This is a genomic window from Aureimonas altamirensis (assembly GCF_001463885.1).
Classification (GTDB): Bacteria; Pseudomonadota; Alphaproteobacteria; order Rhizobiales; family Rhizobiaceae; genus Aureimonas; species Aureimonas altamirensis.
The window spans coordinates 1-21410 of record NZ_BBWQ01000010.1; the positions used below are offsets into that span (position 1 = coordinate 1).

Annotated in this window: 15 protein-coding genes; 1 reads left to right on the forward strand and 14 read right to left on the reverse strand. The window is 66.4% G+C overall.

What is annotated here, in order from left to right:
- The 5 genes from AUL31_RS06070 to purD form a co-directional block, all read right to left on the reverse strand.
- Positions 1-2493: beta strand repeat-containing protein (locus AUL31_RS06070; RefSeq protein ID WP_192842513.1), on the reverse strand; the 2493-nt coding region annotated here is incomplete at its 3' end.
- A 111-nt stretch (positions 2494-2604) separates the two neighbouring features.
- The gene (locus AUL31_RS06075; protein WP_409359945.1) at positions 2605-4722 is read right to left on the reverse strand and encodes a 3-hydroxyacyl-CoA dehydrogenase NAD-binding domain-containing protein; all 2118 of its coding nucleotides are present in this window, start codon (positions 4720-4722) and stop codon (positions 2605-2607) included.
- Entirely contained in the window at positions 4719-6002 is a 1284-nt protein-coding gene (locus AUL31_RS06080; protein WP_060602972.1) for an acetyl-CoA C-acetyltransferase, read from the reverse strand. The genes AUL31_RS06075 and AUL31_RS06080 overlap by 4 nt, the downstream gene beginning before the upstream one ends.
- Positions 5999-8260 (reverse strand): acyl-CoA dehydrogenase, encoded by a 2262-nt coding sequence (locus AUL31_RS06085; protein WP_060602976.1) that lies wholly within the window; start codon positions 8258-8260, stop codon positions 5999-6001. The genes AUL31_RS06080 and AUL31_RS06085 overlap by 4 nt, the downstream gene beginning before the upstream one ends.
- A 110-nt stretch (positions 8261-8370) precedes the next feature.
- Positions 8371-9618 carry a phosphoribosylamine--glycine ligase gene (gene purD / locus AUL31_RS06090; protein ID WP_060603852.1) on the reverse strand — a complete coding sequence of 416 codons (1248 nt, stop codon included), beginning with the start codon at positions 9616-9618 and terminating at the stop codon, positions 8371-8373.
- A gap of 144 nt (positions 9619-9762) precedes the next feature.
- Between purD and ubiA the strand changes: the two genes are divergently transcribed.
- Positions 9763-10764: a 4-hydroxybenzoate octaprenyltransferase gene (ubiA, locus tag AUL31_RS06095; protein ID WP_060603855.1), complete on the forward strand. Its 1002-nt coding sequence runs from the start codon at positions 9763-9765 to the stop codon at positions 10762-10764.
- A 3-nt stretch (positions 10765-10767) separates the two neighbouring features.
- Here the strand turns inward: ubiA and AUL31_RS06100 are convergent, their stop codons facing one another.
- The 9 genes from AUL31_RS06100 to AUL31_RS20830 all read right to left on the reverse strand — a co-directional run bounded on the left by AUL31_RS06100 (position 10768) and on the right by AUL31_RS20830 (position 21410).
- Positions 10768-11844 carry an NAD(P)-dependent alcohol dehydrogenase gene (locus AUL31_RS06100; protein ID WP_060602979.1) on the reverse strand — a complete coding sequence of 359 codons (1077 nt, stop codon included), beginning with the start codon at positions 11842-11844 and terminating at the stop codon, positions 10768-10770.
- Positions 11845-11912: 68 nt separating this feature from the next.
- On the reverse strand, positions 11913-12488 hold the full coding sequence (locus tag AUL31_RS06105) for a DUF6101 family protein (protein WP_060602982.1): 576 nt from the start codon (positions 12486-12488) through the stop codon (positions 11913-11915).
- Between the two features lie 236 nt (positions 12489-12724).
- Positions 12725-13753 (reverse strand): ABC transporter ATP-binding protein, encoded by a 1029-nt coding sequence (locus AUL31_RS06110; RefSeq protein ID WP_060602985.1) that lies wholly within the window; start codon positions 13751-13753, stop codon positions 12725-12727.
- A complete protein-coding gene (locus AUL31_RS06115) occupies positions 13741-15432 on the reverse strand; it encodes an ABC transporter permease (RefSeq protein WP_060602987.1) in 1692 nt (563 codons plus the stop codon). The genes AUL31_RS06110 and AUL31_RS06115 overlap by 13 nt, the downstream gene beginning before the upstream one ends.
- Before the next feature lie 7 nt (positions 15433-15439).
- Positions 15440-16408: an ABC transporter substrate-binding protein gene (locus AUL31_RS06120; RefSeq protein ID WP_060602990.1), complete on the reverse strand. Its 969-nt coding sequence runs from the start codon at positions 16406-16408 to the stop codon at positions 15440-15442.
- Between the two features lie 55 nt (positions 16409-16463).
- Entirely contained in the window at positions 16464-17408 is a 945-nt protein-coding gene (locus AUL31_RS06125) for a metallophosphoesterase (protein WP_060602994.1), read from the reverse strand.
- 84 nt (positions 17409-17492) lie between these two features.
- Positions 17493-18899, reverse strand: coding sequence for an FAD-binding oxidoreductase (locus AUL31_RS06130; protein WP_192842515.1), 1407 nt, complete (start codon positions 18897-18899; stop codon positions 17493-17495).
- A gap of 39 nt (positions 18900-18938) precedes the next feature.
- Positions 18939-19898: an L-threonylcarbamoyladenylate synthase gene (locus tag AUL31_RS06135; protein WP_060603000.1), complete on the reverse strand. Its 960-nt coding sequence runs from the start codon at positions 19896-19898 to the stop codon at positions 18939-18941.
- Between the two features lie 69 nt (positions 19899-19967).
- A complete protein-coding gene (locus tag AUL31_RS20830) occupies positions 19968-21410 on the reverse strand; it encodes a glycoside hydrolase family 25 protein (RefSeq protein WP_073469194.1) in 1443 nt (480 codons plus the stop codon).

A 21410-nucleotide genomic window follows, 5' to 3' on the forward strand; every position in this document is an offset into this window, starting at 1 on the left:
GACCTCCGTCTCCAGGATGCCGCCGGCGCCGACATAGTCGCCGAGGATGGTGAGTGTTCCGATGGAGGTGCCCGGCGCGACGGTGCCGGCATTGGTGGTCGGGCCGACGAAGCCGTTGCCCTCCAGCCGGCCGCCGGCCAGGACGTCGACTGTGCCGCCGAGGATACCGTTCACCTGCAGGGCGCCGCCCGATATCGTGCTGATGCCGCCAAAGCCGGCATGGGCGGCGTTGAGGATAGTGCGCCCGGCCAGCACGTCGATCTCGCCATCGCCCGCAATGGTGCCGACGCCCGTCTGCGGGGCCTGCAGGTCGAACTGGTAGCCGCTGCTGGAATGGTTGAACACCAGCCGCCCGTCGCCAGGGCCGAACTGGAGCGTCGGCGTATTGATGGCGCCCGGCGCAACCGGGGCCGTACCTTCCAGCCCGCCGATCACCACCGTGCCGGTGGAGCCGGCCACCGGGCCGACGATGAAGTCGCCGGGCGTCGTCAGCACCGCGCCGGTGGCCAGAAGCAGCGTGCCTGCGCCAGCAGCGCCGGAAGGCGCCTGGCCGACATAGGTGTTGGCAGGAGCAAGCGTTGCGCCCGCGACCATGCCGAAGATGCCGCCCTGCACATAGAGATCGCCGGTAAAGCCATTGCCCGCGCCCCCGGCAAGGTCCAGCCGTCCCGGCCCGATCTGCACGAGGTTGCCGGTGCCGGAGATGGCACCACCCCAGAGCATGTCGTCGGAATGGTTGAAGGCCAGGGTTGCACCGCCGGAGATGAAAGCGTCGCCCGCGATGGAGCCTTCCGTGCCGCCATTGCCGATCTGCAGCGTGCCGGCCGAAACATCGGTCAGGCCCGTATAGACATTGTCGCGGACCAGGATGGTCGTGCCGCTGCCAGTCTGGTTGACGCCGCCCGCGCCGGAAACAAGACCGTCGAAGACGACGACGTCGCTGCGGTTGAATGCCAGGGTGGCATCCTGGTTCACCTGTACATCGCCGACGATGGAGCCGGACGCACCGCCCGCCCCGAGCGACAGGACCCCGCTGTCGACCAGCGTGTTGCCTGCATAGCTATTCGCGCCGGTCAGGGAAAGCGTGCCGGCGCCCAGCTTGGCCAACCCGCCAGGCCCGGTGATGCCCTGCGATACAATGGACGAAAATCCGTTGGTATCGATGCCGCCGGCTGTACCGTTGATCGTGATCGGCCGCGTCCCATCTAGCGTGATGGCATTGTCGAGGCGCAAGGTCGGTATGCCGCCGAAACCTGTATTGTCGAAGGTGATTTCCCCGCCGGCCGCGCCGATGGCAGCGTCGCGCGTAATGGCCAGTGTCCCCTGACGGATCGTCGTTCCGCCCGAATAGCTGTTGTCGTTTTCGGGATCGAGCACCGTTGTTCCGACGCCGACCTTTTCGACCGCGCCGGTCCCGACGATCTGCCCGATATAGGTTCCGGTATCCGGTTGGGAAAAGCGCACCAGGCCGTCATTGCTGACATTGCCCGTATTTGAACCCGGGGCACGGGTGGGTAGGCTCTGCGCCCGTGCTTCGACTGTTCCTGCCGGTTCGACGATGACGGAGCCGGTGTAATTGGCGTTGTCGCCTGTCAGGCCCAACGTTCCGTCGCGAACGGTAACGGTCGTGAAGCCGGTGAGCGAACCGGTGACATCCCACCTGCCGAGCCCATCCTTCAAGAGGGTGCTGAAATTCGTCAGGGCCCCCGGCAGCGTATCGTAGGACCCGGTGACCCCATTGAGGGTCAGATCGTTGACGCCGCCCCCGCCATTGATCGAGCCGCTGACGACGGAGCCCGGGAAAAACGTAAGACTGTCATCGCCGCCGGCGAAGACCAGATCGCCGTTCACGACACCGCCGGTTTGGTTGATGAAGTCGATGCCGCCGCCGACCGCGCCTTGCGTGCCCATCACGTTGCCGCCCCCGACACGCTCGATGAGGCCGAAATTGTTGACGATGTTTCGGGTTCCGGTGAAAGCTCCTTGATCCTGAAACCAGATCGCCGCGGCGCCATTGTAGGAGCGCACAATGCCGTAATTCGTGATGACGTTGCCGTAGCCATGGACGTTGATCGCCTCCCCGCTCGATATTGAGCCGAAGGACTGCAACAAAGCGTCCGAACCGATCGTGATCGTCGAGCCGCCGTTGAGCTCGATGACATTGGGGCCGGTGCCGAACAGACTGCCGGGCCCCGGACCACGATTGCCATTCACGGTGGAGACCGTCGCGGTCGGCCCACCGGCACTGAAAGCGCCGCCTATCGCAATTGCGATGTTGTCGCCAAAGCTGAGTGCCGTTCCCGGAACGTCGAAGACGCCGCTCGGCAGGTTGACAGTGAGATTGGAATCACCCGGACCGCTTCCGATCCGTGCGCTGGTATCACCCGTGCAGTCGATGACGCTTCCTGTGGCGACACACGCGGCCTGCGCGTGGGGTGTGGCAAAGGGCAGCAGGCAGGTGCTGGCAAAAAGGATACTCGTAACCTGTTTCATCCGCGTTTCTCTGTGCCAATTGCTATGACTGAGAACACGGATGAAAAGAATTTGGCAACCTAAAATTATCACTCGCAACTATAAATTGTTAGTTGCAGAATCGCTGCATCGTCACGTCAGCGCCTGCCACCCCGCATCCGGCCGAAACCGGGGCCCATGCTTTTCGGCAAGCTCTTCCATGCGACGCACGATCGCATCGACGCCGCGGTCCCGCGCATAGTGCATCGGGCCGCCCCGGAAAGGCGCAAAACCGGTGCCGAACACCATGGCCCCATCCGCCAGGTCCGGGTCGGACACCACGCCCTCGCGCAGGGCCGCAACCACGGCATTGAGCATCGGCAGGATCAAGCGATCCTCCAGGTCCGCATCGTCTTTCGCGCCATCCGGTATCGCGTCGACATGGATCTTCTTCGGCTTGCCGCCCTCGTATTCGTAAAGGCCGCCATTCGTCTTGGCGCCGAGACGCCCTTCCCGGACCATCTGCACCAGCCAGGCCGGCGTTTCCGGGAAGTCGCCATCGAGCCCCTCGCGAAGCGAGGCCGAAACCTCGAGTGCGATATCCAGCCCGACCCGGTCCGCCAGTTCCACCGGCCCCATCGGCATGCCGAACGCTTCGGCACGTGCGTCTATGCGTTCCTTGGGCACGCCCTCGCCTACCATCAACAGCGCCTCGGCCATGTATGGCGTCAATGCGCGGTTGACGAGGAAGCCCGGCGCGGAGCGCACAGGCGCCGGAAGGCGCGACAGTTCCACCGCAAAGGCGGTGGCACGGCGCAGCGTCTCGTCTCCGGCGTCCGGATGCGAGACGATCTCCACGAGCTGCATCCGGGAAACCGGGTTGAAGAAATGCAGGCCGACGAACCGGCTCGGGTCGGCAAGGCCGTCGGAAAGCTGCTCCAGCGGCAGGGCCGAGGTGTTGGTAGCCAGAAGGGCCCCGTCCTTCAAACGCGGCTCCACGGTCTGGTAGATGGCGCGCTTGACCTCGATGCGTTCGGGCGCCGCCTCGATGACGAGGTCGGCATGGGCAACGCCGATGCCGTCCGGATCGGGGATCAGCCTGTCCAACGCATCGCGGGTCTTCAGATCGTTCTTCAGTGTCGCGGCCATCATGCCGGCGCCGGCCTTGATGGCGCGTCCGATGGGCTTCAGGTCGATGTCCTGCAGGGTTACGGTAAAGCCCTGCCGCGCCGCCCATGCGGCGATGTCGCCGCCCATCGCGCCGGCGCCGATCACATGCACATGTGCGATGGCCGACTTGCCGGACCTCAGGCCGCGCATCTTCTCTCGCAGGAAGAAGACGCGGACAAGGTTCTGCGCCGTCGGCGTCTCGATCAGTTCGGCGAAGCTGTCCAGCTCCGCCTTGCGCATGGCATCGGCGCTGCCGCCATTGGCTTCCCATATGTCGATGAGCTTATAGGGCGCCGGGTAATGCGCCTTCGGCGCGGTTTCCGCCGCCTTCCGGCGCATCTGCTTGGCAAGCAGGCTTCGCGCCGGACGCAAGGAAAATGCCCGGCGCCGCAAACCGGCATCGCCTTTGCGCATCTCGCCCGAGCGGATGGCCGCCACCGCATTGGCGACATGGCGCTCCTCAAGTGCGGCATCGGCAAGCCCGATGCTGCGGGCGCGGCGGGCGTCGACCGGCTTGCCGGTCAGCATCATCGTCATCGCCTCGACCGGGTCGGCCACCTCCAGAGAGCGGAAGGTGCCCCCAAGCCCGGGATGCAGCCCAAGCATGACCTCCGGGAAGCCGAGCGACGCTCCGTGGACCGCAAGGCGGTAGCGGCAGGCAAGCGCGATCTCGAGCCCCGCGCCCAGGCAATGGCCATGGATGACGGCGATGGTGGGCATTGAAAGGGCGGCCAGGCGGTCCAGCACGATGTGGCCCTGCCCCAGCATGGAGCGGATGTCCTGCGTGGATGCGCCGACGAACTGGTTGATATCCGCGCCCGCCGCAAAGCCGGCCGGCTTGGCCGAACGCAGGACGACGGCGGTCGGCCGCTCCTGCTCGATCCGGTCGATGACGGAGTTGAGCTCTTCCAGCACCTCGCGATCCACGACGTTGACCGACTTGCCCGGCCTGTCCAGCAGCAGCCAGAAGACACGGTCCGCGTCCATCGCATAACGCCAGTTGCCGTGCGGCTGGGCATCGCGCGCCGCACCCAGCTCGATGATCCGGGGCGCCAACGTTTCGAGCATCTTGTCCATGTAAGCCGTCTTACCTCCCGTCATGCCGCTTCCAGCAGCATGGCGCCGCCCTGTCCGCCGCCGATGCATTCCGTTGCGATGCCCTGCTTCAGGCCACGCTGGCGCATGGCATTGGCCAGGTGCAGTGCGATGCGCGTGCCGCTGGTGCCTACCGGGTGTCCAAGCGAGATCGCCCCGCCATCGACGTTCAGCCGCTCGCGGTCGATCGTGCCGGCCGCGCCGTCGAAGCCCAGCACATCACGGCAGACCTGCGCGTCCTCGAACGCCGCAAGGCACGCCAGCACCTGGGCGGCAAAGGCCTCGTTCAATTCCCAAAGGTCGATATCGCCGATCGAAAGATTGCGCCGCCGCAGGATGGGCGCGGTCGCCATGACGGGCCCGAGCCCCATGATGGACGGATCGAGCGCCCCCCAGTGAGAGTCGACGATCCGCGCCAGCGGCTTCAACCCGTGCTTTTGCACGGCATCTTCGCTGGCCAGGATCGTCCAGGCTGCCCCATCCGTGATCTGCGACGAGTTGCCGGCCGTGACATTGCCATAGGGCTTCTCGAAAACCGGCTTCAGCGTCGACAGGCTTTTCACCGAGCTGTCGGGCCGCACGCCATCATCATGGTCGAATACCTGCCCCTCGCGGGAGATTGCGGGCAGCAATTCGCCGGCAAACCGCCCCTCGGCCTGCGCCGCGGCCAGCCTGCGGTGGCTTTCGGCGGCATAGGCATCGGCGTCGCGGCGCGTGACGCCGAATATGTGGCCGATCTTTTCCGCCGTCTGCCCCATGCCGAGGTCGGTGATGGGGTCGGTCAGGCCGCGCTCCAGGCCGATCTCAGGCTTGAGGAACCCGGGCTTCAGGCCGGCCAGCACCTTGAGCCTGTCGGCGGTGCCGCGCGCGCCGTTGAGCCGGGCGAACCAGTCCACCGCCTCGCGCCGCAGCACCAGGGGCGAATGGCTGAGCGATTCCGCCCCGCCGGCCAGCACGATATCGGCATGGCCGCCCTCGATGGTGCGGAAGGCGGTATCCATGGATTGCATCCCGGAACCGCAATTGATCTGCACGGTAAAGGCGGGTGTGGATTCCGGCAGGCCAAGCCGCAGCCCAGCGACACGCGCGGGGTTCATCTCGTCGGCGATGACGTTGACGCAGCCAAGGATGACAAGGTCGATCAGCGCCTTGTCGAAATCCTGCCGCAGCAGCAGCGGCCGCCCGCACTGAACGGCAAGATCGACGGGCGTGAACGGGCCGGGCCTGCCGCGTGCCTTCAGGAAGGGCGTGCGCGCCCCATCCACCAGATAGACGGGACGGCTCATTCTGCCGCCTCGGCACGGGCTGCATCGGCGCTCCGCCGGGCCAGGTGCGATACGTCTTCGGCCGGAAAGGCATCCACGGCGACGACCCGTTCGGTTGCCGCGCGCGCCTGCATCAGCAGCGCATGCTCGTCGGTGGTGATCAGCGCCTGCTCCAGCGCCTTGTCGGCATCCTTCACCCTTGCCTCCTTCATCTTGCGCAGGGCCGGCTCGGCCCTGGTGACGAGGTCGAGCGCTTCCTCCAGCTCGGCGATGGCGTAGGATTCCCGCCCGGCGCCAAGGTAGAGGTCGGCCGTCAGCCTGTCCCGCTGGGATGTGGGGCGCATCAGCAATTCGGCCACCTCGCTTACCAGATCGTCGCGCACAGCCACGCGGGGCGCCCCCGCCGGAAAGGCGATGGCGCGGATCACAAAGGCCGCCGAACGTGACGGAAGATTGGCGATGATACCGTCGAAGGCTTCGCCGATGCGGTTGATGCCACGGCGCATGACATACTCGATAAGGGGTTTGTCGGCCTCGGGCCGGCCCTCCGTCTCGAAGCGCTTCAGGCACGCGGCCAACAGGTACAACTCGCTCAGAATGTCGCCCAGCCGGCCCGACAGCATCTCCTTGCGCTTCAGCGCGCCGCCGAGGCTGAGAAGCGCCATGTCCGCCGTCAGCGCGAACGCGGCGGACAGGCGGGACAATTGCCGCCAATGGCCGGTCAACTCCGCGTTATCGGGCGCGGGCGCGGCGATGCCGCCCGTCCAGCCGCGCAGGAAGGCGCGCCCGGCATTGCGGAAGGCGTGGCCAACATGCCCCCAGAAATGCTTGTCGAAGGCATCCAGCCCGGCTTCCTTGTCCGGATCGGACAGGGCCTTCATCTCTTTCAGCATGTAGGGGTGTGCGCGGATCGCGCCCTGCCCGAAGATCATCAGGCTGCGCGTCAGGATGTTGGCGCCCTCCACCGTGATGCCGATGGGGATCGACCGGTATTGCGGGGCCATGTAGTTGCGCGGGCCCTCCACGATGCCCTTGCCGCCATGGATATCCATGGCAAGGTTGACGGACTGGCGCATCCTTTCGGTCGCATTGGCCTTCATGATGGCCGAGATCACCGAAGGGCGATGGCCCTGGTCCAGCGCGGCCAGCGTCAGCCGGCGCGCCGCATCCACCTGATAGGCATTGGCGGCGATTTCGGCCAACGGCTCCTGGATGCCCTCGAACTTGCCGATGGGCAGGCCGAACTGGTGCCGCACCCGCGCGTATGCGCCGGACGCACGCGCCGACATGGCGCAGGCGGCGGCGGACTGCGATGGCAAAGAGATGCTGCGCCCGGCGGCCAGCGCCGTCATCAGCATGGTCCAGCCTTCGCCGATCTGCGCCTGCCCGCCGAGAATCCAGTCCATGGGAATGAAGACGTCGCGGCCGTGCAGCGGGCCGTTCTGGAAATGCGTGGCCAGCGGCACATGCCGCTCGCCATAGGTGACGCCCTTGGTTGCGGTCGGCAGCAGCGCCACCGTGATGCCGAGGTTCTCACCGCGCCCAAGATGGTTCTGCGGGTCCTGCATCTTGAAGGCAAGGCCCATGACGGTGGCCACCGGCCCCAGCGTTATATAGCGCTTGTCGAAGTTCAGCCGGATGCCGAGTACCTCGCGCCCCTCGTGCTCGCCATATTCCACGATGCCCGTATCGCGCATGGAGGCGGCGTCGGAGCCCGCATCCGGCGAGGTCAGGCCGAAGCACGGAATTTCGCGCCCGTCGGCAAGGCGCGGCAGCCAATGGTTCTTCTGCTCCTCGGTGCCGAAATGCAGCATCAGTTCGCCGGGCCCGAGCGAATTGGGCACCATCACCGTCACACCGGCGACGACGCTGACCGACGATACCTTGCGCACCACCTCGGAATGGGCGGTGTTGGAGAAACCGAGGCCGCCATATTGCTTCGGAATGATCATCCCGAAAAACTTTTCGCGGCGCAGGAAGTCCCATACCTCGGGCGGCAGGTCGTGATCGACGGAGGTGATCTTCCAATCGTCGACCATGGCGCAAAGCTGCTCGACCGGCCCGTCCATGAACGCCCGCTCCTCGGCGGACAGCTCTGCCGGCGGCATGGCGACGAGCTTTTCCCAGTCGGGAGAGCCGCCGAACAGTTCGCCGTCCCACCAGACGGTGCCGGCGTCGATGGCCTTGGCTTCCGTTTCGGAGATCGAGGGCATCGCCTTCTGTGCCCAGCGGAAGATCGGGCGTGTCAGCTTCTCGCGCCGAAATGAACCTTTTGCCATGTCGCAGCCTCCCGTTAGCAGAGCTCAAGCAAGGAATGCTTTTACGCTAACGTAAGATGCGGCAGAAGTCCTGCCACCCGGCAAGAACGATATTTTCTGTAAATTCCCCGTCAGCCGCGCGCCCGGTGGGCGATATCGGTGCGGTAGAAGCCGTTGGGCCAATCGATTTCGGCCACCAGACGATAAGCCCGGTCGGCCGCTTCGCCGACATCCGCGCCGGTTGCCGTTACGTTCAGCACCCGTCCGCCCGTGGCCGTCAGCTCGCCATCCTGCTCTGCCGTACCGGCATGGAAGATCGCCTCTCCCCGCTCCGTCTGCGGCAGATGAAGGATCGGCGTTCCCTTGTCGTAGGCGCCGGGGTAACCATTGCTGGCCATGACGACGGTCACGGCGGCGTCGGCGCTCCATTGCGGCTCGGCGGCGGAAAGGTCGCCATGCGCGGCCGCTTCCAGCAGCGGAACGATATCGCTTTCCAGCCGCATCATCAGCACCTGCGCCTCGGGGTCGCCGAAGCGGACATTGTACTCGATCAGCTTCGGCCCCTCGTCCGTCAGCATCAACCCGGCATAGAGCACGCCCTTGAACGGCATTCCGGCATCGGCCATCCCCTTCAAGGTCGGCTCCACAATGTCGCGCATGGTGCGGCCGAGGAGCTCCGGCGTCATCAGAAGCGACGGCGAATAGGCGCCCATGCCGCCCGTATTCGGACCCTTGTCTCCGTCGTAGGCGCGCTTGTGGTCTTCCGCGGTTCCGAAGGGCACCGCTTTTGTGCCGTCGCACAGGCAGAAAAAACTGGCCTCGGGCCCGGTCATGCATTCCTCTATGACCACGCTTGCGCCCGGCGTCGAAAAACAGGCATCCACGGCGTCGAGCGCCTCGGCTACGGTTGCGGCAACCGTCACGCCCTTGCCGGCCGCCAGCCCGTCGGCCTTGACGACGATCGGCGCGCCCGAAGCCTCGATATAGGCGCGTGCCGGCCCGGCGGCATCGAACCGCCGGAAGCGCGCCGTCGGGATGTCCATCCGCGCGCACAGTTCCTTGGTGAAACCCTTCGACCCTTCAAGCTGCGCGGCGGCGCGGCTGGGGCCGAAAACGGCGATCCCATGTGCCTCAAGCGCGTCGGCGATACCGTCGACCAACGGCACCTCGGGCCCGACGACGACAAGCCCGATGGCCTTTTCCTGCACGAAGGCGACAATGGCCGCATGGTCGGCCGGGTCCAGATCCACGCATTGGGCCACCGTGGCGATGCCTGGGTTGCCGGGCGCGGCGTAAAGCCGCCCGACACGCGGCGATGTCGCGATCTTGGCGGCCAGCGCATGTTCGCGGCCACCGGAACCGATCAGGAGAATGTCGATGCTCATTGGGGACAGGTCTTCCGCAAGAATCCGGGCGATGCGCCATCGTCTAGGGTGGCCGGATGGAAAGGGTCAAGGCCGAAACGGTTCATATTAACCCAAAAGCGCTTGACGCGGCACGTATTCGGGGCCTTCCTCCGGCCGATGCAGAACGACAGGAAAGATACGGGGATGGTTCAGGGCCGCGTCGCCGACGCCCCGTCGGAGAACTTCGTCTACCGGATGCTGCCGGCCGCGCTTTGGCCCTATGCACAGCTTGCCCGCTGGGACCGCCCCATCGGGTGGCAGCTTCTGCTGTGGCCCTGCCTGTGGAGCGCGACGCTGGCCCCGCAATGGGCGGCGCCGTCGGCGGTGCATACCGGCCTGCCGAGCTTCCTTCATCTGCTGCTGTTTCTGGTCGGCGCCGTCGCGATGCGGGGTGCGGGCTGCACCTACAACGACCTCGTCGACCACGAGATCGACAATCAGGTGGCGCGCACGCGCTCGCGTCCGCTGCCGTCGGGGCGGGTGTCCCGCCGTCAGGCCAAGCTGTTTCTGGCGGCGCAGCTTCTGGCCGGCTTCCTGGTGCTCATCCAGTTCAACAGCTTCTCCATCCTTCTCGGCATCGCCTCGCTTGCAATCGTGGCGATCTACCCCTTCCTGAAGCGTGTCACGGATTGGCCGCAGCTTGGCCTCGGCCTGGCCTTCTCATGGGGCGCGCTGATGGGCTGGGCCGGCTATTGGGGCTCGCTCACGCTGGCGCCCGTGCTGCTTTATGCCGGCTCGGTGCTGTGGACGATCGGCTACGACACGATCTACGCGCACCAGGACAGGGAAGATGACGCGCTGGTTGGCGTACGGTCCACCGCGCGGCTTTTCGGCACCAGAACGCGCCCCGCGCTGATCGTCCTGTATGGCGGCGCGATGGCGCTGTTTCTTGCCGCCTTCACCATGACGGGCACCGCCACCACCGGGCCTAGCTGGCCGGCCTATGCGGCTTTGGCCATCGGCGCGGCGCAGATGCTGTGGCAGATCCTGCGGCTCGACATCGACGATGCAGACGAATGCCTGCGGCTTTTCCGCTCCAACAACGTCTTCGGCTGGATCCTTTTCCTCGGCCTTCTGGCGTCCGCGCTCTGGACGTTGTCCTTCCCATTCGGCGACTGACGGTCACGGCGTGATCGCCACCTTCAGCACGCCGTCCCGCTGGTTGGCGAACAGGTCGTAGGCCGCCTCGATATCGTCCAGCTTGTAACGGTGCGTCACCAGGGGCTTCAGGTCGATGCGGCCAGACCCGCACACCTCCATCAGGCGGCGCATCCGCTCTTTTCCGCCGGGGCAAAGGGTGGATACGATGGAGTAATCGCCAAGGCCGGCGCCGAAGGCCGACAGCGGAATGGACAGGTCGCCCGAATAGACGCCGAGGCTGGACAGCGTGCCACCGGGGCGCAGAACCTTCAGCGCCGACCCGAAGGTGGATTGTGTGCCCAGCGCCTCGATGGCGACATCGACGCCGCGCCCGTCGGTCAGCGCCAAGATCTGCTCCGCCGGGTCGCCGGCCTTGAAATCCACCACATGGTCGGCGCCCAGACGGCGTGCGACATCCATACGCGCCGGCACCGTGTCCACGCCGATGATCGTGGTGGCGCCCATCAGCTTGGCACCGGCCACGGCGCACAGGCCGATGGGGCCCAGCGCAAACACGGCCACCGTGTCGCCGATGCGGACATTGCCGCGCTCCGCGCCGGAGAAGCCCGTCGACATGATATCGGGGCACATCAGCACTTCGTCGTCGGAGAGATGGTCGGGAATCGGGCTCAGATTGGCGAGCGCGTCCTTCACCAGCACATATTCGGCCTGGCAGCCGTCGATCGTATTGCCGAACTTCCAGCCGCCGGCCACCTTGAAGCCGTGCCGCTCTGCCGGGCCGTCCTGCGAACCGCAGCCGCAAAGGCACGCATAGGAATGGCCCGAGGGCGTGATGGCGCCGGCAATGACCCGCTGGCCTTCCCGATAGCCCTTCACCTCGCTGCCGAGCTTTTCGATGATGCCGACGGGTTCGTGCCCGACGGTCAGGCCCTTGGCGACTGGATACTCGCCCTTCAAAATATGGACGTCCGTGCCGCAGATTGTGGTGGTGGTTATGCGCATCAGCGCATCCAGCGGCCCGACATCCGGTATCGGCTTTTCGTCCAGGACGATCCGTCCGTTTTCGACAAAGATCGCCGCCTTCATCCTGCCTGCCATGGTCCACGCTCCCAACCGGATTCGACGTCCGCAATCATGGGTCGCTGCCGTGGGATGGGCAAGCCTACTTATCGGCGCGCGATGATCTCGCTGCCGGAAATGACCATCCGCATCCCGATGCCGCCGGGCTTGCGGCGCACCAGAAAGCGCGGGCGGCGGCCCTTGTGGTAGTTGCGGCGACGGTCGGCCGGCGAGGCTGCCTTGAGCTTGCCCAGCGTTTCTTCCAGCGCGGTGACGGTGCCATCCGCCTCGACCATCAGCATGGGGATGCCGAACATGTTGGACCAGCTACGCCAGTCCGCCGCCACATCGAACAGGTCGGAAGCCACCAGCAGCGGCACGCTGAGGCGCGGATCGTCGTGCATCAGCTCCAGCGTCACGGTAACGCGACCGCCCTGCTCTTCCATGGCCCGGGCTGCGACGCCCCGGAAGGCGGCGGGTGCCAGCGGAATGGAAACGGGCACCATGCTGCCCTCGTAGCAGCGGCGTACGACGGCGCCCCGGCGATCGACGCGGTAGGAGACGGTCTCTTCGCCATCCTTCACGTCGAAGCTGACCCGGCGGTCGGCCACGGCGGGATCGAGGCGGATCGGCGTCCGCGTCCAGGCGGGATGCACGGGAACCTTGCCGGAAACGATGCTCATCCTGATGTCACCTTCTTCAGTCGTCACTCAGGCCGGCTTCGATCCGGCCCCTTGTTGCGTCAACTTTTAGGGGCGCCTCGTTGCGAGCCTCTGAAGAAACGGGGTTAAGCGTTGGTAGCCGAAATCAGGGTTATCGAATGGTGGCCAAAGCCCTGCATTTTAGCGGTTCGGCGGTCAGGTTTCGGTTATCGGCGGGCCGGCCCAGACGCCCGGCACGACGCCGGAGATCGTCTCGTCTACAGACGCCAGGCGCTGGAAATGGACACGGCCATTGCCTGGCCGGCCTCGCGGCGCGTTGCGCTGTAGACCAGCAGTTCCTGTCCGTCCGGCAGACGCAGCGTCACGCAATAGCGCTCACCCTGGAACACCGCCGTTTCGACGCGGGCGGCGATGCCGTTTGCGTCTTCATGGACATGTTCCGGCCGCACCAGGAAGGCCGCCTTCGGCCCCGTGTCTGCGCTCGACAGCATCGCGGCCAGTTGCGGCCAGCCCGGCTGGCGCACCCCGCCCGCCGGTGCCGACAGATCCAGTATGGCCCCCCGGCCCACCAGATTGCCGACGATGCGCCCTTCGGGCCGCGCATAGAGCGCGTCGGGAGCCGCCACCTGCAGAAGCCGCCCCTCCGACATCACGGCCACGTCGGTGGCCAGCGCCATCGCTTCCGCCTGATCATGCGTCACATAGATCATGGCGGCTCCGGACCGCTCGTGGAAAACGCGGAAATTTTCTTCCATCTCGTGGCGCAGATGCCTGTCCAGATTGGCCAGCGGCTCGTCCAGCAGCACCACCGCCGGTTCGGTTACCAGGCAGCGTGCCAGTGCGACACGCTGGCGCTGGCCGCCCGAAAGGTCTGCCGGGCGCCGGTCCGCCAACTTGTCCAGCCGCACCGCCGCCAGCGCCTCGCCCACCTTCCGGTCGTATTCGGCGCGCCCGATGCCGCGCACCTTCAGCGGGTATCCGGCATTGTCGGCGACACTCATATGCGGCCACAGCGCATAGGACTGGAACACCATCGCCATGCCGCGCCGCTCCGGCGGCACCATGCCGCCCGCATCGGCTAGCCGGCGCTCTCCCAGGAGGATCTCCCCGCCGGTCGGCTGCTCGAAGCCGGCGATCATGCGCAACACGGTCGTCTTGCCGCATCCGGATGGCCCCAGCAGCGCCAGGAACGCGCCGGGCTTGAGCTCCAGCGACACGCAATCGACGGCCGGGGGCGCTTCCGGTGAAAACCGCTTGGTGACGCCGTTGAGGATCAGTTTTGCCATGGAACGGTTCCGCGTGGCAGCCAGCGGCCGCAAAGGTCGAGCAGCAGCATCAGCGCGGTCACGACGAGGACGACGAGGACAGACAGCGCCGCGGCGAGGTTGAAACTGCCGCTGTCGTCGAGATTGTAGATGACGACGCCGATGGTCTGCGTGCCCGCCGACCAGAGCAGGGCCGAAACGGTCAGCTCGTTGCAGGCGAACAGGAACACCAGCACCGCGCCCGCCGCCGCCGAAGGCGCGACGAGCGGCAGGAGGATATCGCGCATCCGGCGGCCGAAGCCGGCGCCCGAAATGCGGGCGGCTTCCTCCAAGACCGGGTCCATCTGGCGGAAGGCGCTGTCCACGGGTTTCAGCGCCACGGCCAGGAATGACGACAGATAGGCGAGGAGTATGATCCACAAGGTGCCGTAGAGAGACACGCCCAGAAATGGCACGGGCGCCGCGAACAGCAGCACGAAGGCGACGGATATGACGATGCCGGGCAACGCATAGGGAACCTCGGTCAGCATGGCCAGAATGCGCGCCAGCGGTCCGCGCCGGCGTGTCAGAAGATAGGCGGTCAACAGCGCGACGACGCCGAGCGCCACCGCCGCGCCCGCCGCCAGAAGGAACGAGTTGGCAAAGGCCCGCCGGGTTGCCGACTGGCGAAAGAGCACTTCGCGATAGGCATCGAGCGTCGCCGTGTCCGGCGTCAGCCTGACCCCGTAGGCCGGCGCCAGCGATCCGGCCACGAGCGAGGCGAAGGGCGCAAACAGCATCAGGGCTACCAGAAGCCACAGGAGTATCTGCAGCGCAAATCCCCAGCGGCCGAGCCTGAATACGGCGCTGGCGCCGGAATGCCCGATGGTGCGGTAGTCGCGTCCCGCAAGCGCCCGTTCCTGCACCCACAGCCCGGCAAAGGCGATCACCGCGATCAGGGCGGCGATCATGGCGATATCGCCGAAGGTGCCGGCGCCGAAAGCCGTCAGCCGGCTGTAGATAAGGGTCGGCAAGGTCGCGATCCCGGCGGGCAGCCCCAGAATGGCCGGGATGCCGAAATTGCCGATGCCCGAAACGAAGGCGATGGCCGCACCGGCCACCAGGCCGGGCGTTGCCAGCGGCAGGACGATATCCCGCAGGACGCGGCCTTTCGAGGCCCCGGACAGACGCGCCGCCTCGATGGCATCGCGCGGCAAGGCCAGCAGGCTGGCACGCAAGGTAAGATAGACCAGGGGCGCATGCTGCACCCCGTATAGCAGCGCGATCCCGCCGACCGAGTAGAGCGGCTGCGGGCTGCCCAGCGGCGGCGCCATGCCGATGGCCTTCAGCAGCGCGCTGGATGGTCCGCTCATGCCGATCCAGGCCAGGGCCGTCACTTGCGGCGGAATCATCATCGGCAGCATGAAGAGAATGCCGAGGGTGCGCTTGAAGCGCAGGTCGCACAATGTCAGCGCCAGGGCAAAGAGCCCGCCCAGAAGCACCGAGATCGCCATTCCGCCGGCGGATGTCGTCAGCGTATTGCGGAAGGCGGGCCAAAGCGCCGGGTCCGCCGCCAGCGACGCCAGGCCGCCACTACCGGCAGAGCGCATGCCAGTTACGCCCAGCCGCAGCAGCGGCAGGGCGCACAGGAACAGGATGGCCCCGGTGACGAAGCCTGTCAGCCAACGCGGCTCCAGCCGGTTGGCAGGCAATGCGGGCATGAGCGCCTTACTGGGTTGCGCCGAATATGGCGTTGAATTCCTTCAGATCCTGGTCGGATGCAGCCAGTGCGGCCGCCGGATCGAACGGCAGGAGCTTGATCTCCTCACGCGCCGGGAAACCCTCCGGCAACGCAATGCCGTCGCGCGCCGGGATGTATCCCAGTTTGGCCTGCAGCGCCTGCCCCTCCTCCGAGAGGAGATAATCGACGAACTTCTTGGCCGCGTCCACATTGCGCGCGGTGGACAGGATCGCAACCGGCTCGGTCACGGCGGAGACGCCCTCCTGCGGGAAGACGAAAGCGACGGGCGCCCCCTTGGCGGCTTCGCGGATCGGCAGATAGTCGACCACCATTCCGTAGGCCTTCTCACCGGAGGCAACGGATTTCAGCACCGCGCCGTTGCCGCCGGCCGCCACCGCGCCGTTGTCCTTCAGGCTGCGATAATAATCCCAGCCCAGCTCTGGAACGCCGGTCAGCGTCTGCGCGTGGATCAGCGCCGCGCCGGACGTGGCCGGGCTCGGCATCGCCACCAGCCCCTTGGCCTCCGGCTTGGCCAGATCAGCCCAGCTTTGCGGCGTCATTCCGGCGGCCGTGTTGTAGACGATGCCGGTCGTGATCAGCTTGGTGGAGTGGTAGGCGCCATCCGGGTCGTGCAGGCCTTCCGCGTAGCCCTCGGCCTGCGGCGAAGGATAGGCAAGAAGCTGGCCCGCTTGCTTCATCCGCTCCAGCGTCACGCTGTCGGCGATCAGCAGCACGTCCGGCGCCGGGTTTCCGGCTTCGATCTCGGCCATCAGGCGCGCCATCAGCTTCGGCGTGCCGTCGCGCACCCACTCGACCTCCAGCCCGGTGGCTTCCTTGAAACCATCGGCGGTCGCCTGCGCGTCTTCATTGGGCTGGCTCGTATAGAGAACGAGGTCGGCGGCGGAGGCCGCCCCACTCAGGAGGCAGAGCGCCAAGGCGGCGAGAATGCGGGTCATGTCGAACTTCCAGTGCGGTTTCGCGTGGCTGGCAACAACCACAGATCAATGACAGTCATGTAACAGCGGTCAGCCGCAATGTCCGCTTTTCCTCGCGGCCGAAACCGGCAATCTCCATCCGGTCGGCGTGCAGCGTGACGATGGCGTAGGCGCTCGTGTCCGGCGTATCCACCATGCCGCGAAACGTAACGAAGTGCCGTCCGTCCAGTTCGCCGTAATTGCCGGCATGGTTATGGCCGTTCATCCAGACGGCAAAGCTGCGATGCGACAAGGCGAGGTCGACGAGCTCTTCGGCGTTCCAGAGATTATGGTCGTTTGGCGGATAGACGGGGTAATGGCAAAGGACGATGGCGCGCTCGCCTGCGGCATCGGCCGCGCCCAGACGCTCGTCCAGCCAGCGTGTCTGCTCCTCCCCCACCGAGCCGTTCCAGGCTTGCGCGTTCGGTGCGCCGCTTTGCCGCAACCGCGCCAGCCTTTCTGACGCCAGTGCCCGGCGTTCGCTGCCAGCCGGTGTCGAGAACAGGCTGATGTCGTTGCCGTCCAACACGATGAAGCGCGTACTGCCCTTCGCAAAATCGTACCAGGGGGCGTCCATGCGCGCCGCCGGGACGACAGAGCCGAGATCGTCTTCCGCAACAGCGAAATCGTGATTGCCAAGGACGAAGCGCGTCTCATGCCGCAGCGCGTCATAGAGCGGCATGATGGCGCCGAAGCTGTCCCAGTGCCGGTCGATGACATCGCCGAGCGTCGCCACGAACGACAGGTCCTGCGTGTTGAACGACTCGACCGCCTGTCGAAGCTTGCGCAGCGAGTTGGCATAGTAGCGGCCGGACCGCAGATTCGGCTCGATCGGCGCATATTGCGGATCGGCGACGATACCGAAACGCAGGGGCTCTGCCCCGGACAGATGCCGTCTGGTAGAGCCGTCCGATACGGCCAGCGCCGGCCCCGCTGCCAGAAGCGTGCCGCCGCCCACCATCAGGTCGCGCCTCGTTACCATTGCTGCCTGCCCTTGGCTGATTCTCGATTGTGGGCCCTGTTATCGAAGCGCGGTGACAGGCAGGTGACGCCTGCGACCTGAAATCTAAAGCAGCTTTCCGGGGTTCATGATGCCCTTGGGGTCGAACACCTGTTTGATCCCGTGCATCAGGCCCATCTCCAGCCCCGCTTTGGTGCGGGCGAGTTCGGCGCGCTTGAGCTGGCCGATACCATGCTCGGCCGAGAAGCTGCCGCCGAGGTCTGCGACGATGCCATGGACGATGGTGTTCATCTCGCCCCAGCGGGCCAGGAAGGCCTCCCGGTCCGCGCCGACGGGCTGCGAGATGTTGTAGTGGATATTGCCGTCGCCCATATGGCCGAACGAGACGATCCGCGCACCCGGCATCGCCGCCTCGACCGCCGCCCCCGCCTCGGCCAGAAACTGCGGCACCAGGGCCACCGGCACGGAAACGTCGTGCTTGATGGAGCCGCCTTCCGGCTTCTGCGCCCAGCTCATCTCCTCGCGCATGCGCCAGAAGTCGGCGGCATCCGACAGGGATTGCGCGATGGCCGCGTCTTCCACGGTGCCGTCCTCGAAAGCCGCTTCCAGGATGTGCTCCATCGTCTCGCGGGCATCCTCGGCGGAACGGCCAGACGATATCTCCATCAGCACGTACCAGGCGTGCGGCCCGGCCAGCGGATCGCGCGCCCCTTGCGTATGGCGGATGGTGAATTCCATGCCGATGCGCGGCATCAGCTCGAACGCGGTCAACTGCCCGCCTGCGCGGCCTTCCGCCAGCTTCAGAAGGCCCAGCGCCGCTTCGGGCGACGGCAGGCCGACATAGGCCACCTCACGTCCCGCCGGCCGGGGGAACAACTTCAGCACCGCCGCGGTGATGATGGCAAGCGTACCCTCCGAGCCGATCAGAAGATCCTTCAGGTCGTAGCCCCGATTATCCTTTTTCAGGCGGCGCAAACCGTGGAAGATCTCGCCGCCCGGCAGCACCGCCTCGATCCCGAGGCACAATTCCCGCGCATTGCCATAGGCGAGCACATTGGTGCCGCCGGCATTCGAGGCGAGATTGCCGCCGATCTCGCAAGAGCCCTCCGACCCCAGCGACAGCGGAAAGAGCAGCCCCGCCTCGGCTGCCGCTTCCTGCGCCCTCTGCAGCACCACGCCGGCTTCCACCACCATGGTGCGCCCGGCCGGGTCCACGTCGCGGATGCGGTCCAGCCGCGAGAGCGACAAGACAACCTCCGCCTCGGAACGCGGCGATTGCGCACCGACCAGACCGGTATTGCCGCCCTGGGGCACGATGGGCGTTCCGGTTTCCTGCGCCAGCGCCATGATGGCGGAAACCTCATCCACCGTGCCGGGGCGCAGCACCAGCCGCGTGCTGCCGGCAAAGAGATCGCGCTCTTCCCGGATATAGGGTGCGATCCGGTCGGCTTCCGTCAGCGCATTGGCCGCGCCGACGATGGCGGAGAAGCGTTCGATCAGCGCATCCGGCAGAGCCTTGGCGGTGATGGGCGTATCCATGTCTGTTCCTCCTTATCGCGGGGCGGCCGCGCGGCGAAGCCTGTCGTTGATGGCGATGCCAAGTCCGCGCTCCGGTATCGGAGCCACGGCGATCCGCGTGATGTCCGCACGGTCGAGCGCCGTCAGCGCGGCAAAAAGATTGCCCGCGGCCTCGGCAAGATCGCCGGTCGGGCTGAGATCGAACACGCTTGCGGCCTCCGCCGCCCCGGCCATGCGGGCGCTGCCGAAGGCGATCAGATGCTCTCCGGGCTCGACATGCGTGGCGTTGAGGCGCACCGAACCTTCGGGCGCATAATGCGATTGCATCTGGCCCGGCGCCTCGATGCTCGTGCCCTGCCCCGATACGACCGGCAGGCCGATGGCCTCACTGACCGCCTCGACCGTCAAACCGCCCGGCCGAAGCAGATACAGCGTGCCGCCTTCGGGTTTGAGGATCGTCGATTCCAGCCCCACCTTGGCCGGACCGGCATCGAGGATCAGGTCGACGCGGTTGCCGAGGCTGCGCGCGACATGCGCCGCGCTGGTGGGCGAAACCTTGCCCGAGCGGTTGGCGCTGGGCGCCGCAAGCGGGCGTCCCAGCCTGTCCACGATCTCGGCCATGGGGCCGCGCGGCATGCGCAAGGCCAGCGTCGGCAGCCCGGCGGTCACCAGCGGATGCACGGGCGATCCGTCGGCCAGCGGCAGCACGAGAGTCAGCGGGCCAGGCCAGAAGCGTTCGGCAAGCGCAAGCGCAAGCGGCTCGAAACGCGCCAGGCGCTGCGCCATGTCCATGCTCGACACATGCGCGATCAGCGGGTTGAAGGACGGGCGGCCCTTGGCCTCGTAGATGCGGGCAACGGCGCGGCCCGAGGTCGCGTCGGCTGCAAGGCCATAGACGGTTTCGGTGGGAAGGCCCACGAGCCCGCCATCCGCAAGGCAGGCAACCGCCTGCGCCATGCTGTCTTCCGAAGTGTCGAGGATGCGGCCTGCCATATGCCCCTGCCCGTTTTACCGCGTGCATCTATCGCGAAGCGGCAGGCAAAGGAAAGATGCAGCGCGTGTTCAGCGCGTCAGGTCGAAGGCTTGCGCCACCCGGCCGCCGCTTGCGGCAAGGGCCTGAACCGCCACCGCGGCGCCGGTCAGCCGGCCGCCGCGCTCCGTATCGCTGTCGACGAGTGCCGCGACGGCGGAGGCGTCGTCGGCGATGCCGGCCTTCTTTTCGGGCGCATCCTGCACCTTGCGCATCTGCTCGATGATGAAGGAGCGGGCCTCGGCGGGAATGCGCGGAGCAGCGTCCCCGGCAGACGACGCGACGGGATGGCGGTACTGCCCGCGCATCGGCACGTCAGCCGTATCGTCGTCGGCCAGCACGGCCCACACCCGTTGCATCTTGGTGCCGAGCTTCTGGAACGTCTCGGCCATCGCGTCGACCGGGCCGCCATGCCTGTCGCCCGGCATATCCGGGTCGGTCCGGGGCGAACCGGTCAGCGATGACAGGATCGGCTGGCGCTCCTGCCCGGCATGTTCGCGGCGGGCAACCGCCGTCAGCAGTGCCAGCGGATCGGGCCGCGCGATGTCGTCCGACGGGCCGAAGGCGTTGACCACCGGCGACGGGCTTGCCGCCTGCGCCATCAACGTTCCCTCGTCGGCCGGCAGATCGCGGACGAGTTCGGGGAAAGGCCAGGCCTTCTTGAGTTCGGCAACCGACAGCGGCGAAACGTTGACGTCGATATCCGTCTGCGCGCCCTGCACGCGGTAGGGGCAGGAGCGTTCGGAGCAGTTATGCATGGAGGAAAACTGCCACAGCGCATAATCCGGCCAGGTATTTTCGGGGAACAGGCCGGTGATGTCGTCGCGGTAGCGCGCATACCAGAGCGGCAGCCGCGACAGCAGCGGATAGGCTTTCTGGTTCTTGTCGATATAGGCCGCGGTATTGCCGTTCGTATACAGGACGGGGTAGCGGCCGGTGCGCAGCTTGATCTGGTCGGCGAAGATTTCCGCGTCGGCCAGCGACATCCATTCAGGCGAGATATCCTCGATATCGAGGGCGATCAGATCGTCCTCTGTCGGCTCGGCGAAATCGAGGAAATGGTCGGCCTGCTCACGCGGATTGCCCGGCCGGGCCAGATGGTAGGCGCCCCATTTCAGGCCCAGTTGCTTGGCCATGGCACGGCGGGTCTGGTACAGCTCACGCGTGACGGAGTACTTCCACCAGCGGTTCTTGCACAGCTTTTCGTCGTCGCCCGACAGGCCCCGGCACGACCATGACGGAGGCAGCCCGTCCGACGCCTTGTTGATGAAACCGGCGATGCGCTCGTCGGAGGTCAGCTCGACCCAGTCGATAGGATTGAATTCATAGGCGTCGATGACGAGGGCGCGATCCTCGTTCTTCCAGGGCTGGTTCCATGCGGCGGAAGCCGGCGTCGTGGCAATGACCACAAGGCTCGCCGCAATGGCGGCAGTCCAGTGCATTGCGGCCTTGAGCGCCGCAGCCGGCTTTCGCAT

Bases quoted from the DNA above. Each gene is read 5' to 3' on its own strand.
- AUL31_RS06075 (WP_409359945.1), bottom strand. From the start codon at position 4,722: ATGACGGGAGGTAAGACGGCTTACATGGACAAGATGCTCGAAACGTTG.
- AUL31_RS06105 (WP_060602982.1), bottom strand. From the start codon at position 12,488: ATGAGCATCGTTTCCGGCAAGGTTCCCGTGCATCCCGCCTGGACGCGG.
- AUL31_RS06085 (WP_060602976.1), bottom strand. From the start codon at position 8,260: ATGGCAAAAGGTTCATTTCGGCGCGAGAAGCTGACACGCCCGATCTTC.
- AUL31_RS06120 (WP_060602990.1), bottom strand. From the start codon at position 16,408: ATGACCCGCATTCTCGCCGCCTTGGCGCTCTGCCTCCTGAGTGGGGCG.
- AUL31_RS06135 (WP_060603000.1), bottom strand. From the start codon at position 19,898: ATGGCAGGCCGCATCCTCGACACTTCGGAAGACAGCATGGCGCAGGCG.
- AUL31_RS20830 (WP_073469194.1), bottom strand. From the start codon at position 21,410: ATGCGAAAGCCGGCTGCGGCGCTCAAGGCCGCAATGCACTGGACTGCC.
- AUL31_RS06080 (WP_060602972.1), bottom strand. From the start codon at position 6,002: ATGAGCCGTCCCGTCTATCTGGTGGATGGGGCGCGCACGCCCTTCCTG.
- AUL31_RS06110 (WP_060602985.1), bottom strand. From the start codon at position 13,753: ATGGCAAAACTGATCCTCAACGGCGTCACCAAGCGGTTTTCACCGGAA.
- AUL31_RS06115 (WP_060602987.1), bottom strand. From the start codon at position 15,432: ATGCCCGCATTGCCTGCCAACCGGCTGGAGCCGCGTTGGCTGACAGGC.
- ubiA (WP_060603855.1), top strand. From the start codon at position 9,763: ATGCAGAACGACAGGAAAGATACGGGGATGGTTCAGGGCCGCGTCGCC.
- AUL31_RS06100 (WP_060602979.1), bottom strand. From the start codon at position 11,844: ATGGCAGGCAGGATGAAGGCGGCGATCTTTGTCGAAAACGGACGGATC.
- AUL31_RS06125 (WP_060602994.1), bottom strand. From the start codon at position 17,408: ATGGTAACGAGGCGCGACCTGATGGTGGGCGGCGGCACGCTTCTGGCA.